Source organism: Pseudomonas sp. R5-89-07 (assembly GCF_003851685.1).
GTDB lineage: Bacteria > Pseudomonadota > Gammaproteobacteria > Pseudomonadales > Pseudomonadaceae > Aquipseudomonas.
Map to the genome: position 1 here is coordinate 5,952,671 of NZ_CP027727.1, position 17,231 is coordinate 5,969,901.

The window sequence follows — 17,231 nt, forward strand, 5'->3', positions numbered from 1 at the left end:
GCTTTCACGGCGCTTACTTTGCAGGCCCTCGCGGCTTTGGCGCCCCTTTGGATTCGAATAGCAGTCGGCTGTACGCATCCTCCAAGCCCTCCCGAGTTTGCTTGGGTAAGGCTGGTTTTTTTTCACGCACGGGCTTCGAAGACGGATTGGAAGGTGAACCTGGCGGATGGAGCTGTTCGAAAGTCTTACGCTCCTCGGCTGTCAGGGATGAAACAAAAACCTTCTCGCTCACCCGTGCAGCTCGATCGTCCTTGGTGAAGCTCAAGACGTTGGAAGGCAACGGTACCGGGAACGGACAACGGAGGTCAGGCCTGGCTCCGGTTTTATTCTTATGAATGCTGAGGCGAGCTAGCTCCTCGATATCGTCCCTACTGCTGGAGTACGAGGCTGAAAGGTAAGCATTGTTGACGTCCTCCAAAGTAATCGTATGGCGACGGGCCGCACGGGCTTCGAGATACGCCACCTTGATCAGTTGAACCGCCAGACGCTTTATACCGAACGTCCAGCGATACAGCTCATGTACAAGGGCGGCCGGATCTGCGGATACGCGTCGTCCACTCACCCGGATGCATTCTCGAACATATTCCTCCCAAGCTTTCGAGTCAGGATGGTCCGGCAGCATGACGCGGAGGTCGGATAGAAGCCGTTGCTTGTCCTCACTGTTTCTTGTCAGCAGTTTGTGGCCCAAGCTGTAGTTCGCCACATAGATCATCGGAATCCCCAGCCCGGCCACGGTGAGGAGAATATCCGTGACCCGGGCTACGCCTTGACCAGTGCTCTGATGCTGCATCTCTTCGAGCATCATTAGTGATACACCGTCACGATTGACCCTACGCCGGCACTCCGTCAGCAGCTTTGATGTGTTCGCTCTAACTCCTGCCGCGTCGCCGCCGAGGAAGTCTTCCAACAACTGCCTGCCGCCAGCCTTCCCCCTTGCGCTGGCGTACCAGTACGAGATTAAGGTATGCGGTTCATGGTAATGAGCCGATGCATAAGGAGCAGGTCCAGGCATTACCTTCATCAGCGCTCTAATAGTTTGGCTCTTCCCAATGCCAGCAAGGCCGGTAAGGCAAGTAGGGAACGCCTCCTCCTCAGGGGGGTGATACAGCCGCCGCTGATATTGCTGGTCAGTGGAAAAGCTCTCGGCCGAAAAGCTGCGCGCACGGTCAACGCTGTCTTTGATGAAGTCCAAAGAAAACTGGTTGGGAAGGAAAATCGTCTTCAGGGCCTCCGACAAACGCTCAGCGGCCAATGCGGGGCTCAACTCCTCAAGACCGGTCACCGGATCAGGATGCACTGTAACCAACCGCCGGATATCAGCCAGCGTGTCCGGTCCGTCAAAGCGCCTGGAAAAGATGTTAGTCATGACCTTTCCCCATCAACCGCTTCTGATCGGCGGCATCACGCTCGGCCGATCCACCCTTCGAAGGACGCCCCAACTTGCGAGTTCCACTGTCCCAGGTTTTGCCTGTTGCGTGAAGAAACTGGGCATTGCGATCCTGGAGGATCGCGGGCTGTTCTTCACGAAGCTGCGCCTTGCCGCGCAGCCGATTCTCATTGAGCACTTGAAGATCCGACAGCGAAATGTCGACACTGCTGGGGTGGACACTCGCCGGCTTTACAAAGTCGAGTTCGTACAGGACGCCTTCTAACTCAATCCAGATATGCCTGACACACATTGTCATCACATACGCTGTGACAGGTATCTGACCATTGAGCGCAATCTTGTCAAAAACTTCGGTATCAATCAGCTTTGAAGAGTTGTACTTACGGCCATAAAAATAAACTCCACTCCTTTTTATGTGCGCCGGATGAGGAGTCAGGAACTCTCGCACAGCGTAGTCAAAACTAACCTCCGTTCCTGCATCGTAACCAAGATCACTATAAAACTTGTAAATATTATGTGGGGTTGGACTGAAGCCCACCTCCAACATCTCAGGCGTCATCTTCCCCTCAGCATCTGAAGCATGATTATCGTAAATAGCTTGAAGAATATGCCGCTTGGACATCTCGACAAAGTTGAGGGAACTATGAAAGTGCGTTGGCTGATCATTGTCAGACTTGGTCCGAGGATGTGACGACTCAACCGTCGCTTTCGACTGACCCGAATGGGTAGGAGTCAGCTCAAGCCGGGATAACCAACTCATCATTTCGCCACGAGCAACTGCTTGTGAACGGATCGGTACGCCCATGGTAGAGCCGGGCCCACGGTCGAAGACGATGTTTTGTGGCAGACCGTAAGTTGGCCATTCTTCTTCTTTAATGGTTAATCCGAACAACGAGGCAAATTTGACTTTGCTAATAGCCATCGAAAAGAGGGCCATGCGGTAAGCTTCCATATTCTCTTTGTTTTCGGAGAAACCCAAGGCGACGACAGCTCCAGACTGGCCACATACTCCTCGAACCACACAGGCCGAATCCATAGCGGCTCCTTCGAGCAAACCAGATATTTTGCCTTTTGGGTTATAGCCGTCAAACTCAACAAGTTGGTTTACGTTGACCAAGTCATGAGAAAAACTTCCAACAAAACCGGACTTCGCTCGAGCCCAACTCGGACCTCTACGCGCTTTCCTATACGCCTTGGTGCTTATCACCTGACCAAGACAGTAATCGTACTGTCCTTTTGTGGGAAATGGCTTACCTTCGGGATGATAGAATTTCTTTTTTCCTTTCGATGTTGTTAAAGGAATACAACCGAACTCACCCACCAGCACGTCGCCAAAGATCTCAGTGTCAGATTTCGTTTTATCGTTATATTTAATGAATCCATTTACGATAGAAGCCTGCATTTCGGGCGTAGCAGGAAATCGGGATTTGAGCCCCGACTTAAGCGGCCTTCCCAATACTTTTCCGTCTGCTGCCTGTACCCTTTTGCCTTTCCCACAACGGTTGAACTTGGGCATAAGCGCCCATTTCGAGCGGCCAAACACCAAATATGTAAAAAACCAAAACCTCAACCGGGCTCCGACCTGCTTGGGGAACTGCTGATCGGCATAGGAGTTGATAATCGATTCAGGCCTGTCGCTCGAGAGGATATCCTCCGCATGTTCTACCAAATGAGCTATGGCGAGGTAACGCTTGTTGACCATTTCATCGTAGCTTTTCGTCGGCCTGACTCGATCTTTTTCCAGTTTATCCACCGAAGTGCCGCTGATGGACGTCAACCATGGAGGTGTGGCGTCACTGCCACATTCCACAAGATCACCATTGGTCAACGCCAGATCAAATTCAGGCCGCGAAAACGTCAGCAAACGCGCAGTGGTGCCTTTTTCATCAAAAAATACAAGGCGCGCCCTGTTCGCCTTGCCGTCACTTGCAAGGAAATAGTATTCAACATCGTTCGTCAGCCCTTTGAATCCCTCAGGTGCTTTCAGCTTCGAGCCAGTGATCATTCGGGCAGTCCGGCAAAAAGTGAGCCATAGACTTGCAGAACATCCGGCGCATCCGTCACCAATGGATGATCGATAAGAATCGGGTCAAACAAACTGACCTGTAGCTTACGCTCCCATATGTCTTTGTAGATCTTCGTCAGAAACAGATCACGCCGGCCCCACCGCTGTCCGTAGGTTAAGGCAACAGACGCGACTGGCCTCCCATGAGCGACACAGTCACCGACGTCGTGCGAGAAGTCCTCGAGAAGATTCGATTCGAGGCTGATTTCGCGATCATGGTAGCCGTATAGAAGATCCAAGTTGGCTACCAAGACTGGGTCCAACAGGTCCCTAGAGACCCTCACAGTCCTCATACCTGCACTATGGTAGTACGCCTCTTCCAAGGCATGTCGCAAGCGAGCTTTCTCGCGGTCTTCTTTCTGTTTCGCCAGACTCTTCAAGCTTCCCCGCGCAACCTCATCAAAATCCATCGCACTCAACTTCACTGTCCAGTTCACAACGTAGGGGACTGAGCCTTGCGGCTGGATATAGAGAAGTAGATCGCCCAGGTACGGATGGGGGACCCTCTGGCGTTCACCATCCCCGTAGGTCACGACTACAGTCGCGTGTTTAAACCCGATTTCCTCCGCTACTAATGATGTTCCCTTCACCGGCAGAAGTTCCAAACCTGCAGCAAAAGGGTGCCCTTGAAGTGGATGAACATGTGGAATCGGGCTGAGCATCTTCTGCTCGTGCAACTCAAATACGTCAGGATTATAAAGAGCCAGTTGGGCGAAGATTCTTTCCGGTGTAGAAAGAAGATGCAGTGCTCGGCCCAGCTTCCTGCTATTAAGTCGGCAAATACGAGAGCCCTTGGGCGCTTCACCAGGGACTGCATAAATTCTAGGTAAGTAGATATCTCCCCACTTGAAGCGGCCTTGTCGACCTATAATGCGAAATAACGATTTTTTAAGATCCACTAATTTTATCCATCGTCCATTCAATCCTTACAGGCAACTTATAAAGGCTCACCTGCATCGGGTGAATAAGCAGTCCAATAGCGCGCTGGCACGCCGATGGCTACACCACGCGCAATTTACTTTTCTCGGGATGAGCGGAGCCGTGCAGGACTTGACGCCCTACGCTAGTGAATGGACAATGGATTCGTCAGGAGTCGAAAGCTGACTTATCCTCAGAGGCCCAAGGTAGCACTTGGGCCTTTGTCTATCTGGCTCCTGGGTTTTCTATCCAGTTTCCATGTTGTTTTCCTCAGGCCTGAGTAATAGGCCAGCAACTCTCTAATTTCAGCTGGCTGCACTTTGGCAGCTACATCTTCGTTAATTAGGCAGAACTTGCATCGGCTGTTTGGCGTGCGTTTTCGGTTTTCAGTACTGCCTTTAGTAAAACGTTACTTAACGCAGCATGTTACCGCCGGAAAATGGCAGTTGACAACTGGAATAATTCAGCGAAGTTGCGCCTCCGGCGGCGGTTTTATGCTGATTTTCCAGTGCCTTCGGGGCTTAGAGGGCCAAAAACCGGCACATCTAGATGATAGGGAAATAAAAAACTGATGGTAAAAACCAACAGTTATGGGTCCTTAGATTCGCGAATAACCAGCCGCTGTTTAGGCAGAATGGATACGAAGCACGGGTGCCAGGCCTCTATACTAATCTCTTCTGCCACTCGTCTAGGAGGCCCCATGAACGCCGCCTCAGGTCAGGAATGGGTGGCAGAACCATTGCCTCGGCTGGACTGGCTACCCGACGAAACGCTGTTTAGCCTATGCAGTCGACAGCATCTAGTAATGGGGAACTTAGACCCTGCGACGACATCCAGCGCTATTTTGGGACTGCGTCGCCAATTCATAAAGCATGATATCCCCTGCGGAATTTCAGCATTAGAACAAACGGGGTTCACTTACTGGGGCAGTGCAGAGTCTATTCTTCTTAATCACACAATATTTCCACTATTCGCTCCATTTCAAAATAAAGTTAAAATTGAAGACGCGATAAAAACTTTAAAAGGCGATCGCATTGACTCAATTAAATATCGACTTGGCCTAGTATCAAGCGGCTTTGGCGCTGAACACCCACTGAAAGCGTGTCCGCACTGTATGCACGAGGATGTGCACGCTCATGGCGTAGCGTACTGGCACCTCACGCATCAATATCCAGGCGTTCTGATCTGCCCACGCCATCAAGCTTGGCTTATGGCATCCACCAAAGGCAGACGGTGGTCGGGTCGCTTTGAATGGTCGCTTCCTGCCGAGGAGTTCCTTATCGAGCAGGACTCCTCTCAGAAACTCTGGTCACGTCCAGTTTTTTTGGCCTTGGCGGACAATGTCATCAACCTTGCGTCCATCGGCCGAGCGACGTCCTTCGAATCATGTACCGTCGCCGCGGCGTATCGAACAGCTATACTCCACGGGAGCAGATCTGCATCACTGTTCGATCGCACCGAGCCGCTACGCCGCTTTCATCTTTTTGAATCATTGCCGGCAGACAAAAAAAGCTCCGAGTCATTTGTGAACCAGCTTGTTCGTACCCCACGCAGAAGCATTCATCCTCTGAAACATCTGATTCTGATTGATTGGCTATTTGATGACCTGCACTCGTTTCTAGAGGCCTACAAAGCCGAAGTGGCCAGATCAGCCCAGCAAGTGGCAAGCACTCCATCGAGGGTACCTGATAAGCGAGTCTCGCTATCAAGCTCTGGGGCTCCAGCCAAAAACGCTCCCAGGCCCAAACGACTAAAAGGCCAACTCAAAGAGGATCTGCTGTCAAAACTGGCTGAGGGCGTATCGAAACAGGTGCTTTGTGAAGAGTTTCAAATCACTGTCTCCACGATCAATAAGCTGCTACGTGCCCATCCAACGACCTACGCCATAGCACTTAAAGCTAGGCACCGCCGCGAGACTGATGAGCACAGGAGTCAGTGGCAACACCTGCACGGTTTGTATCCTGAACTGGGAGTCCAGGCTTTGAGGAACAAAATGCCTCCTCTCTACGCCTGGCTTTACCGAAACGACAAAGCCTGGCTGGTAGCCGAAGACCAAACCTTCACCAAACCTGCGCACGTGAACAAGCACCATGTTGACTGGGAGGCCCGGGATTATCGGCTACTGAGCATGTTACGAACGGCGTGCGTTTCGATCGCTTTACCGCAGCGCAGTCCGGTCACAATGGCCCAGCTGTACGCCATGATACCCATGCTCTCGACTTGCCTGGAAAATCGGGACCAATACCACGAGTCCAGAGCATACTTATCTACGGTGCTGGTCGCTCCAAGCCGCAAGATCTCCTCGACCACGGATAGCAATAATGCATCCGAGCGTAGATAACTTAAGGTCGAACAAGGTCGAAGACTACGACCTCTGCCCGCCAAGACCAAAATGTGAGTAACGTCATGACCGAAGCCCAACGCTGGACAGTGAAATGCCAAGATCCTGCGGATGGAAGTGGCGACGTCATCATTGACTTGCCGCCGGACCTACTCGCCTGTTTAGGACTGAGCATCGGCGACGTACTAACCATTGAAGTGATCGGCGGCGCGATAGTTCTGACGCCGAAGTCGAGCGACTCAGCTACACTCTGAATCGCACCGGCGCGCTTTACCTAATCTTCAAACGGGCGAACGGCACATCTGAGCGGCGGCGTTTGGGCATTGATTGCCGGCGGCGGAAATCCGTATGGGATGTGAATTCAACCGTTCGCGAGGGCAGCAATCAGCCAAGAGCGGTAATTACGATAGCTGCCGTTATCCTTACGCTGCTGCTCACATTTTCAGCACGCATGATAAGAAACGCTCATTTTTGGTAATTTCCATGGATCGAGATGGCGTGCATGCGGGAGACGATATGCATAGTCGTGAAACGTCAATAATGGTTAAAGCGTATGCGTCCGGCTCACCAATTCAGATTCACAAAATCAGGCACTTAGCGATTATCGCCAGTGCCTTTTTTGTGCCCGCAATACAGCCTCAGTAAAGACACTATATGCCGCGAGACGGCTTATCAAACGCAAAGGGTGCCTTAGAGTGGAGCTACACCCTGAACTGTTCCATCAATTTCATCTGTTGAGTGGTCAGGCTATGTAGCTCGCTGGCAACCTGCGCCGATTCGGTGGCTTGCTCGGTCAGGGTTTCGGTCACACTGCGAATTGCCGAGATATTGCGATTGACCTCTTCGGCGACTGCACTCTGCTCTTCCGCCGCGCTGGCGATCTGCAGATTCATGTCGCTGATGACCGTGACCGCGTCACTGATCTTGCCCAGCGCCTGAAGTGCCTTTTGGACTTGTCCTACATTACTGTGAGCCTTGGTTTGGCTCACGTGCATCGCCACCACGACACCGCGAGTACCGTTCTGGATGCGCTCGATGACCTGGCGGATTTCCTCAACGGAATCCTGGGTTCGTCTGGCCAAGTTGCGCACTTCGTCGGCGACCACCGCGAAACCACGCCCGCTTTCGCCCGCACGGGCGGCTTCGATAGCCGCGTTGAGGGCAAGCAGATTGGTCTGTTCAGCAATGCTGCGGATGACTTCCAGGACCGTGCCGATCTGTTCGCTATCGACCGCCAGCGCTTCGACTTCGGCCACCGCCTTGCTGACGTCCTCGGCTAGGATGCCAATGTCACGGGTACTGCGCTCAATTATGCCGACTCCGTCCCTGGCCGATTGGTCGGCCGCGCGGGCAGCCTGAGCGGCATTTGATGCGCTGTTGGCAACATCATGGGCGGTCGCGCTCATTTCGTTTGAAGCCGTGGCCACCTGATCGATCTCACGAAACTGAACCTGCATGCTTTCGCTGGTCTGCCTAGCAATTAACGAAGACTGATCGGCGGTGCCGCGGGCATCGAGGGTGTTTTGCTTTATCCGGGTGATGGTCGGTTGCAACTTGTCGAGAAAGCGGTTGAACCAGTTGACCAGTTCGCCCAACTCGTCTTTCTTGCTGTATTGCAAACGTTGGGTCAGGTCGCCATCGCCGCTGGCAATTGCCTTGAGCATACCTGCTACGCGAGTGATCGGCTGGGTCACGCTTGAGGCGGACATCCAGATCAGTAAGCACCCCAGCAGGCAAGCCCCAGTGGCCATCAACAGGGCTTGGAGGGTGCCGCTGGATTGGGCTTTATCGAACACCCTTTGAAGTTTATCCGCATCGGCCAGCAATACTTGGTGCGGTACGTCGATGGCCACGCCCCAGGCTTTTGCATCAGCAATCGGTTTGACCGGATAGACCGCCCGGATCAGCCCCCCTTGGTGAAGGATCTTCGGCGTATCACCGTCCAGCGACGCAATGATTTGTTTACCCTCCGCGCCAAGCGCTTTCCCCATATTTGCGCCAACCTGGGTGGCGTCGAAGCTGAAGGCGGCGAGTATGCCCGTGTCGGAGAGAATCAGCATACGACCCGAGCCATTAAATAAGCTGCTCTGCGCGGCACTGGCAGCTGCCTGCAGTGAGTCCAGCGCGATGTCCAGGCCCACTACACCTATGACCTTGTCGCCGACGATCAAAGGTAGGGAGATGGTCGTCATCAATATTCGCTTACCGTCGACGATGTCTGCGAAAGGAGCCATAAGACAAGGTCGCTTGCTGTCCCGAGGGCATGTGTACCAGCCGTTATAGGGAGCACCACTGATGCTGAGCGCCGTGCTGCCAAGGTCGCTCTCGTTGATCTGCAGGCTCATCACCTGACCGGTGTCACGGTTCCAGGCACTGGCGAAGCGCCCCGACTCATTCGACGCACGGGCCGTATCATGGGCGAACTCGGCGTTCTTTCCATCTAAGGCATTACGTTCATAGACCAGCCATACACCCAGCACTCCGGGATTGCGCTCGAATGTGGTCTTGATGCTTTGATTGAGTTCTTCCCGCAGTGCTGCGGCTGTTAGTCCACGATGGTTTGCCATATTGCGCAAATCGTTCGCCTCGTCGGCCAGAGCAGTGATGACGGTCAGGCCGGTACCGAAGGTCTTCTGTAAATTCGCAGCCTGCTCAGCAGCTTTTGCCAGTAGCAGGTTCTCGCCACTGCCGGTCAGCATCTGGCTGCTGGATTGACTGATCATCTGCTTGTTCAGATTGCTTTGATAAAGATTCATGCCGACGATCAGGCCCATTACCCCGAGCAGGCAGAGCCCGGATAAAAGCACGATCTTCAAGCGAATAGACATGGGACTGCCTCATGGATGAACAATATGTTTTGTCAGTCAGATAAGTGCTTCCACCTACTCGGCGTTGGCACTACGCGCAGCCTGCAAAAGCAAGACTGCGCGCTTGTGCGTTTCAGCATTCGTGTGGCCGCAGAGTCGGCGCCACTGTTCGGTCAGTGCTTGACCATCACGTGGCGAATCACGGTGTAATCCTCCAATCCGTACATCGACATGTCTTTGCCGTAGCCGGATTGCTTTACACCACCGTGTGGCATCTCGCTCATCAGCATGAAATGGGTATTGATCCAAGTGCAGCCGTACTGCAGGCGCGCCGCAAGACGGTGAGCTCGCCCTACGTCAGAGGTCCACACCGATGATGCCAGGCCATAATCAGAGTCGTTTGCCCAAGACAGTGCCTGCGCCTCGTCTTCAAATTCGGTCACGGAAACCACCGGGCCGAAAATCTCCCGGCGCACCACTTCGTCGTCTTGTCGCGCGCCGGCAAGTACCGTGGGTTCGAAGAAGTAACCGGGACCTTCCACGCGTTTCCCGCCCGTCACGACTTCTATGTGTGGCAGTAACCGTGCTCGATCCACGAAGCCGACAACACGGTCCAAGTGCTGTTGGGTGATCAGAGGCCCCAGCTCAGTCTCAGGATCATCCTGAAGACCAAACTTGATACTGGATACGGCGATGCCGAGCTTTTCAACGAGGCGAGCGTAAATGCCTTTTTGCGCATAGATCCGGCAGGCGGCGGTGCAATCCTGGCCGGCGTTATAGAAACCGAAACTACGTATGCCCTCTACAGCCGCATCGATGTCTGCGTCGTCGAAAATGATGACGGGGGCTTTGCCTCCCAATTCCATATGCATACGCTTAACGGTGTCAGCGGTGCCGGCGATGATATGACTGCCGGTGGCCACTGACCCCGTCAGTGAGACCATCCGCACTTTCTCGTGGGTAGTGAGCGGCTTGCCTACATTGGGCCCTCGTCCGAACACAACATTGACCACGCCAGCAGGGAAAACCGTGACCATTAACGAGGCTAACTTAAGCGCCGTCAGCGGTGTCTGTTCGGAAGGTTTGAGGACAACGGTATTGCCGGCCGCCAAGGCGGGAGCCAGCTTCCACGCGGCCATCATCAGTGGATAGTTCCAAGGCGCGATCGAGGCGACGACACCCACGGGATCGCGCCGAATCATCGAAGTATGGCCTGGCAAATACTCGCCCGCCGCCGAGCCTTGCAAACACCGACTCGCACCCGCGAAGAAACGAAACACATCGGACACGCCAGGCAGTTCGTCGCCCAAGACGGCCGCGTAAGGCTTGCCACAATTATTCGATTCCAGCCGGGCCAGTTCTACGGCATGGCTATCGATGAGGTCAGCCAGTTTGAGCAACAACAGCGAGCGATCCTTTGGCGTGGTCTGGGACCAGCTTTCGAAGGCGGCGTCAGCGGCTTGCACTGCGCAATCAACCTGCGCGGGCGTAGCCTCAGCAATGTCCACTAGTGCGGTCCCCAGAGAAGGGTTCATTACCGCGAGTCGCTCGCCTTCGCCTGCGACCAATTCGCCGTTGATGAGCATTTTAATGTGCATAGGCGTCTCCAATGAGTGCAGGCGCCAGATGCCTGCACTCAGAAAGAATTTAGATTTAACGGACAATAAGTTGCTGACTAAGTCAGCCGTCCAGTTGGGGAGTCGCGACAGGTTTGCGTATCGGCCACATGGTTTTTCATGCAGCCTTAAAGTCACAGAGGGGCTCTATACGGGTATGTCCAACGAGTTCTTGCCTTTCAGAATCCACGCGACGATGCCACCGAGTACGAGCCATGCGACACCGACGAGTTGGGCGTTCGAGTTCGCGCTGAACAGTGCGTAGCAGAGGACGGCCGCACCCAGTACAGGGGAAACGAGATGTCTGAAGAAAGAGCGATCAGTCTTACCCCTGAAGAAAGCGATGACAGAAGCATGCAACATCACATAGGCACACAATGCGCCGAACGTGACCATCGTTACGATGGTTTCAATCTGGTCTTTGCCGACAATGGCAATCACCAGCGAGAGCGCAGCGACCAGGTATAACGCGGTCGTTGGTGCTTCATTTTTATTAAGTTTGGCGAGCACACGAGGCAGCTTTTTATCGCGTGCCATGCAGTAGATGACTTTTGTCGTGGTGGCCTGGGAGATAAGTGCATTAGCCAGCAAAGCTATCAGTGCATTCGTCAACGTGATGACCGGCAGGAACCACGTCCCCACCACTTGGGTGCTGACCGTGTAAAAGGCAACATCAACGGCGCCGTCCTGATATTTCGACCCCAGGGGAACGAACACAGACGCCAGGTAGACTTGCGCAACGAACAGCACGGTCACGATCACCAGCAACAACATCGTCGCCCGCGATACGGTTTTACCGCCCCCCTCGGCCTCCTCATTCAGCGTCGAAACAGCATCAAAACCGATAAAGCTCAGAGCGGCGATTGGTACGGCGCCAAACACGGCGGACATACTGAATTGCGACGGGTTATAGAAAGGCGCTAACAGTTGCTCCTTGGAAACCGTTCCTCCGGCGATAAGGCCAACCGCAAACACGACGAAAATCGAGAGGACAACCAGCTGGATGACCAGCAGCACCTTTCCCACATTCACATTAACGGTGATACCGAACAGATTAACGATCATGGGCACAGCGACGAAAATCCCTAACCAAACCACCTTGTCGATGCCGGGAAACAAAGGTTGCAAGGCCGCTGCACCTAGAACCGCCAGCAACGCGGGAAGCAACAGATAGTCCAGCAAGATGGCCCATCCCGCCATAAAGCCGAATGTGGCATTGGTGCCCTTTGTCACATAGGAATAGACCGATCCCGAAAGAGGAATTCGTTTCGCCATTTCGCTGTAGCTGATCGCACTGAACACCATCGCGATGGCGGCCAGCGTATAGGTCAGCGCGGTCAGTCCATTGGACGTGTTATGAATCGCTCCAAAGACAGAGACAGGAGCAATCGGAACGAAGTAAAGCAACCCGTAGACAAGGACGTCCGTCAGCGAAAGTTTCTTGCTGAGTTGACCATTATCACTGGGTACGACCAAGGTATCGCTCATTTTTGTTGCCCCTTGACGATTGGCCCGGATTTTCACCCGGACATTATTTAGGTACGGTTGCCGCGTGTCGCCAGCATTTGCTGTGGAACCGCGTACCGCTTTTGTTATTTGCACATCGGGACTGGAAAGGACCTATTCACTCAAACACCAAGATGGGTCTTTTGACGTTCGATGAATTCAGTTTAGGAGCCCCTCTTACTGTCGACTATCGAACCAGCGAACCGCGCTTTTCGTGTGAGTGCACGGCGCCTTTATTGCCATGAACTTGTCGCGCCCAAAGAGCAGCCGGGCGTGGCTGCCCCTTGGGTCCGATCAATGTATGCACTGCAGCATGGTCCGCTCCCCGAGGCCAAGCATCGGCCGGGCTCCGCACTCATGCATCTGAATGGACGGTCAATTGCAATCGATGATGACGTCCAGCGCTTCAGGGTGCAGGAACCGCTTGAGCACATTGCCGGTGAGTCGCGCGACATTGTTGTCGTAACGGTTGTGGGAAAGTGAACCGGTGTAGGCAATTGATCCCACTGAGAACACGCCGCCCCCTCCTGGCAATGGACACAGAACGATGTCCGCGCGAACGCGAGACTGCTCGGTCCCGCCAATGCCAGGGATTGATTCGTAGACGTCCTCGGCGGCGAGAAGATAGGCATCCGACAATGGCCCGGAAGTCGCCAGGACAAGCGCACCCGGTGGGGCCCCTAATGACGGATCGTACCGGTCGATCTCCGCGCCGGCGGCACCACCGCCCATGATTCCAAAGTCGCCAATGCGCTCGTCACTGCCAATCCCTTCAAACGCAAATGCGGCGAGTGGGTCGTAGCTGTCGGTGAGGCGTTCGTAATACGTGCAGCGGTCGAAGCCTTGCGCGGCGAACCCCACGCCTAGCAGTCGCTGCGGCGCCTTACCCTTGTTGCGCCATAGACCGGCCATTTCACCGGAGGTCTGGTGGCGGCGATCGCCAAATGGCGACTCGTGGGGGCGTGTACCCGCATCTGACCTGCGTAACTCCATGACATGCCGCTCTTCCGGATCAAATGAAACGGTTGCGAAAAAACCGTTTCCGCCCAAGTACATCAAGCGTCCGCCGTTCCCGGTGAAAGCCTCGATCGCGTTGAGTTCGTTGCGTGTCACATATTCTGGATGACTGCCCGTGATTAGAACCTTGTAGTCCTTGAGCAGGTCGACGCCTTCGCGATCGAGGTCTTCATCCGTCAGCGCGTCGAATTCACAACCGATTGTGTCGAGCCAATGAACGATGCAGAGATCAGCAGGAAGCCCCCATACGCCCTCTGCCTGGAACCAGGCGCGGTGTTTGGGGTTGAGCGTCAGGATGGGGCGCCGAGTGCTGCCGAAGACGACGCCAGAGCCATCGTTATGGATTTCATAACAGGAACGACCGAATTCAGGATGGTCTTGAAGCGTCAGATCTTGACGATCAATGATCGGTGTCCGACTGACGATGATTTCCGCGCCATTGGCTTCAAAGGCTATTCGGTCGTTGGCGTACGCCAGATAAGTCGCCGTAGAGAAAAGCACCGCCACTTCGCGTTTCTGACGTCCCGGCCTGACGAAAAACGGGATGTATTGTTCAACGCCTGCACTGCTCAGTTTCGCGGCGTATACACCACTCGCGAGATCGTCTGGGACCTGAATCTTGAACGCCGTTGGCCACTGGGCGTCGGTGATGTCATCGTCGTGAAAATGGATCGCATCAAACTCGTCAGGTGCCCGCCGAAAGTCGTCGCTCAACCCCTTAAACCTATGGCCCGCCACTCCCCGTGTCGGCGCGTTGAAGCAGCGTCCATGCAAACCGTTTCCGGACACGTCTACAACATCGCTGAGCAACAGGCCATCGTCACGAAGGCTCTTGCCAAAGTGCCAGGCGGCCAGCTCGGAAACAGCCGAATCGCCGAGAGAGGGACGCAGAATGCGGACTCCACCGATTTTTCCGTTGTAGGCTGCATTCGCCAGCCATCGACCGTCTTGCTGAAAGGCCAGCGCCCCGATCCTGAAGGGGGGTTGGCTTTCAGTCAGTCTCGTGCCGAACCTGAAGGGGGCTTGGCTTTCAGTCAGTCTCGCGCCGAACGGGACAGTACGTGATTCTGCGCGCAAGGCACTGGCACTCGCTGAGAGACGGTTCATGATGTTGTCGATTGGTGTCTGCTCCAGGCAGACCGTCCCGGCATCCGATTTGACACTGACTATGACGCGATACCACTGGTGTGCAATAAGTGGCGTTGCCAATGAAACTTTCTTTGTCTCACCATCTGCCACCCATATAAACGTTGGCCGCCCTTCCTCCAGTACAAGGGCGTAGCCAGAACAACTTGCCACGGACCAGTTTCCCAAAACGGCCTGTAGACTCGAATCACTCTCAAATGAGTTCTGCGTTACGTGGTAGGCCCCGAAGTTGCCCGAGCGTGTGCCTTGCGGCAGTGTCGGATAGACATGGGCTTCAATAACCAAACCGTTAGGGGATCGCAGAAGTCCTTGCTTGTCAGTGATTTCCACATAAGAGCCCGGCTGGCACACATGCTGGATACCCTCGTAGCTTCCTTCGAACGACGACTCAACAGGCGTCTCAAGGAAACCGGGGCCCGACTCCCCCGTAAACCCGTGTCGAAGCTTCACAAGCGAGGCGTCATATCGCGCGACCCCTTCGCAACTTACCTTGAAAGAAAGACTTTCACCCGGCGACACAGAGAATCCGTCGCTATAGCCGAAAATTTGCTGACTGACCTGGTTCATTCTCATTTCATCCGTTATGCGACTGAGAATCCGTTTCGCGCGACTCGGCAGCGAAAAGGGCTCGGCATCGAAGCGAAAAAACGTGACGCAATGCGTCGTCGTAAGTCAGGAAAATGCCTGGACTTCGAACGAAGTTGCCTGGCTCTCCAATCACAATGTTCCCGACGCCCCATGGCCCGTCGATACCCAGCGAAATGACAATCGCCTTGCCGGCTATAGACGCCCCGCCTAGCCCACGCACGACCCTTCGAGTCTTGTCATCGTGTGGCCCGAGCGGAGACCGTTCGTAGGCGCCGATCACGCCAGAGTCGCAGTCGTCACGCAGGCGCTCAAAAAACCGAGCCTGGAACAAAGCGGCCAATTCAGCTTCGCGATCTGAGGAGGTACGCATGGTCATTCCCTCAGTGCGGTAGTTATTGTTGTGTTCATACTTTTCTCTTGCTTGTCAGTCGATTGCGCAGATATCCAAAAATGCGCCTGGCCGCGTTGCGGAGCGCTGGTCCGGAGGAGATACGCTGACCCCCCTGTACCGGTAGCGATATCGTCCGATGGACCGCGCCCCGCGATCTATCGCATGAGAGAACCAAGATTTTCGTCAGCGTGCACGGTGCGCAGAGTGGGTGCACGAGTCTGGTCTTTGCTCGCAACCGGCTCACCTACAGAGCAACGGCTCATGGCATACCTTTGCTTCCGCACCATTGGTCCGCTTTAACTGGACTTATGCATCCACCGGTTATTATCGAAATATGACACGGCGCTTCCGATGGCTGACTAGGCTGACTAGGCTTGCCTGGAAGTCATGGCATAGGGCTTGCTTGAGCTTCTAAGGCAGTGATTTTTTCAGGAGGGCGTGTGGATTCGTTACATTTGATAACCCGGTTCTCGACGGGCGAGGTTCATCCACAAAGACGTCTTGCTGCCTGGCAGGATTTCATGAGCGATGTCTACTACCCGATAGACGTGGCGGCCTACAACCCGGCATCGTTCTGCGGAGTCATTGAATCCACCCAGATCGGCGCGGTCGGAATTACTCGCTTTGCCGCTGATGCGCAACGGGCTGTGCGCCGCAAAGTACATGCCGGACGCGATGATTCGGATTTTTTCGCGCTAGTCATGCCGACCATGCAAACTGAGCAGTTCACTCACCTGGGTCGATTTGGAGACGTTGCGCCAGGCCAGGTCTCTGTCTTCAATTCCGCAGAAACCTATCAGCTGGATATCCCCAACGGCACGAGAAACGTCACAGTAAAAATACCGGCCGACCAATTCAGGGCGATGTGTCCGAAAATTGATGCGCGTTGTGGCCGCGTCGACGTCGCCAATTCGCGTTTCGTGCCACTGCTAACGCAATTCGCGTTGCAAGCATTGGAAAACGCCTCCTGCCTTTCCCCCGAGCATGTCAGAAGCTTGGAGAGAGGATTGCTGGAATTGGCTTTCTTGATGATGGATGTACCGGAGACCGATGCAGCGGGGGATTCACGAACGGTCATTGATCACTTCTTTCACCGTGTCATGGCGTATATCGCGGCAAACTTTCACGACCCGGATCTTGCACCTGAGCGAGCAGCTCAAGCTCACCGCGTTTCCATCCGCTATGTCCACAAGGTTTTCCAAGCTCACGATACGACGTTCGGGCGAGAACTTCGTCTTGCTCGGCTCAGGCACGCTCAAAAGCTTCTGCGCGAGAATGCGCTGCACAAGGCTCGGCCCACGACCATTGCGGAAGTGGCCTACAACTGTGGTTTTTCCAGCCAGGCGCTTTTTTCCGTCCGATTCAAGGAAGCTTTTGGGTACTCGCCTCGAGACGAAAAAAGCCATTAGTTCCACGCTAGCTCACATCAAATGGATGGCACTCATCGTA

The 17,231-nt window shown here is 54.3% G+C and carries 10 protein-coding genes and 1 pseudogene; 3 read left to right on the top strand and 8 right to left on the bottom strand.

Annotated features, from left to right (window positions below; translation table 11 throughout):
• Positions 1-13: 13 nt before the first annotated feature.
• The 3 genes from C4J94_RS27355 to C4J94_RS27365 are packed head-to-tail and all read right to left on the bottom strand — an operon-like array spanning position 14 to position 4,351.
• Positions 14-1,366 (bottom strand): transposase, encoded by a 1,353-nt coding sequence (locus C4J94_RS27355; protein ID WP_124388874.1) that lies wholly within the window; start codon positions 1,364-1,366, stop codon positions 14-16.
• The gene (locus tag C4J94_RS27360) at positions 1,359-3,392 is read right to left on the bottom strand and encodes a transposase (RefSeq protein ID WP_124388875.1); all 2,034 of its coding nucleotides are present in this window, start codon (positions 3,390-3,392) and stop codon (positions 1,359-1,361) included. Before C4J94_RS27360 ends, C4J94_RS27355 begins: the two co-directional genes overlap by 8 nt.
• On the bottom strand, positions 3,389-4,351 hold the full coding sequence (locus C4J94_RS27365) for a hypothetical protein (protein WP_256657619.1): 963 nt from the start codon (positions 4,349-4,351) through the stop codon (positions 3,389-3,391). The genes C4J94_RS27360 and C4J94_RS27365 overlap by 4 nt, the downstream gene beginning before the upstream one ends.
• A 719-nt stretch (positions 4,352-5,070) precedes the next feature.
• On the opposite strand from C4J94_RS27365, the gene C4J94_RS27370 reads away from it, so the two are divergent.
• Positions 5,071-6,711 (top strand): TnsD family Tn7-like transposition protein, encoded by a 1,641-nt coding sequence (locus C4J94_RS27370; protein WP_124388876.1) that lies wholly within the window; start codon positions 5,071-5,073, stop codon positions 6,709-6,711.
• A 65-nt stretch (positions 6,712-6,776) separates the two neighbouring features.
• Positions 6,777-6,965, top strand: a complete 189-nt coding sequence (locus tag C4J94_RS27375) for an AbrB/MazE/SpoVT family DNA-binding domain-containing protein (RefSeq protein WP_124388877.1) — start codon at positions 6,777-6,779, stop codon at positions 6,963-6,965.
• Positions 6,966-7,412: 447 nt separating this feature from the next.
• Here C4J94_RS27375 and C4J94_RS28225 read toward each other — a convergent pair whose 3' ends face one another.
• The 5 genes and pseudogenes from C4J94_RS28225 to C4J94_RS27395 form a co-directional block, all read right to left on the bottom strand.
• Entirely contained in the window at positions 7,413-8,168 is a 756-nt protein-coding gene (locus tag C4J94_RS28225) for a methyl-accepting chemotaxis protein (RefSeq protein ID WP_371921443.1), read from the bottom strand.
• Positions 8,169-8,270: 102 nt separating this feature from the next.
• A pseudogene (locus tag C4J94_RS28230) lies at positions 8,271-9,539 on the bottom strand (HAMP domain-containing protein); the annotation flags it as partial.
• Positions 9,540-9,691: 152 nt separating this feature from the next.
• Entirely contained in the window at positions 9,692-11,116 is a 1,425-nt protein-coding gene (locus C4J94_RS27385; RefSeq protein WP_124388879.1) for a gamma-aminobutyraldehyde dehydrogenase, read from the bottom strand.
• A 165-nt stretch (positions 11,117-11,281) separates the two neighbouring features.
• Entirely contained in the window at positions 11,282-12,622 is a 1,341-nt protein-coding gene (locus tag C4J94_RS27390; protein ID WP_110625310.1) for an APC family permease, read from the bottom strand.
• A 393-nt stretch (positions 12,623-13,015) separates the two neighbouring features.
• Positions 13,016-15,370, bottom strand: coding sequence for a N,N-dimethylformamidase beta subunit family domain-containing protein (locus tag C4J94_RS27395; RefSeq protein ID WP_124388880.1), 2,355 nt, complete (start codon positions 15,368-15,370; stop codon positions 13,016-13,018).
• An 852-nt stretch (positions 15,371-16,222) separates the two neighbouring features.
• Here C4J94_RS27395 and C4J94_RS27400 point away from each other — a divergent pair.
• On the top strand, positions 16,223-17,191 hold the full coding sequence (locus C4J94_RS27400) for an AraC family transcriptional regulator (RefSeq protein ID WP_124388881.1): 969 nt from the start codon (positions 16,223-16,225) through the stop codon (positions 17,189-17,191).
• Positions 17,192-17,231: the final 40 nt, after the last annotated feature.

Coding starts and splice junctions, on each gene's coding strand:
- C4J94_RS27355 (WP_124388874.1), bottom strand. CDS start 1,366: ATGACTAACATCTTTTCCAGGCGCTTTGACGGACCGGACACGCTGGCT.
- C4J94_RS27360 (WP_124388875.1), bottom strand. CDS start 3,392: ATGATCACTGGCTCGAAGCTGAAAGCACCTGAGGGATTCAAAGGGCTG.
- C4J94_RS27370 (WP_124388876.1), top strand. CDS start 5,071: ATGAACGCCGCCTCAGGTCAGGAATGGGTGGCAGAACCATTGCCTCGG.
- C4J94_RS27375 (WP_124388877.1), top strand. CDS start 6,777: ATGACCGAAGCCCAACGCTGGACAGTGAAATGCCAAGATCCTGCGGAT.
- C4J94_RS28225 (WP_371921443.1), bottom strand. CDS start 8,168: ATGCAGGTTCAGTTTCGTGAGATCGATCAGGTGGCCACGGCTTCAAAC.
- C4J94_RS27385 (WP_124388879.1), bottom strand. CDS start 11,116: ATGCACATTAAAATGCTCATCAACGGCGAATTGGTCGCAGGCGAAGGC.
- C4J94_RS27390 (WP_110625310.1), bottom strand. CDS start 12,622: ATGAGCGATACCTTGGTCGTACCCAGTGATAATGGTCAACTCAGCAAG.
- C4J94_RS27395 (WP_124388880.1), bottom strand. CDS start 15,370: ATGAACCAGGTCAGTCAGCAAATTTTCGGCTATAGCGACGGATTCTCT.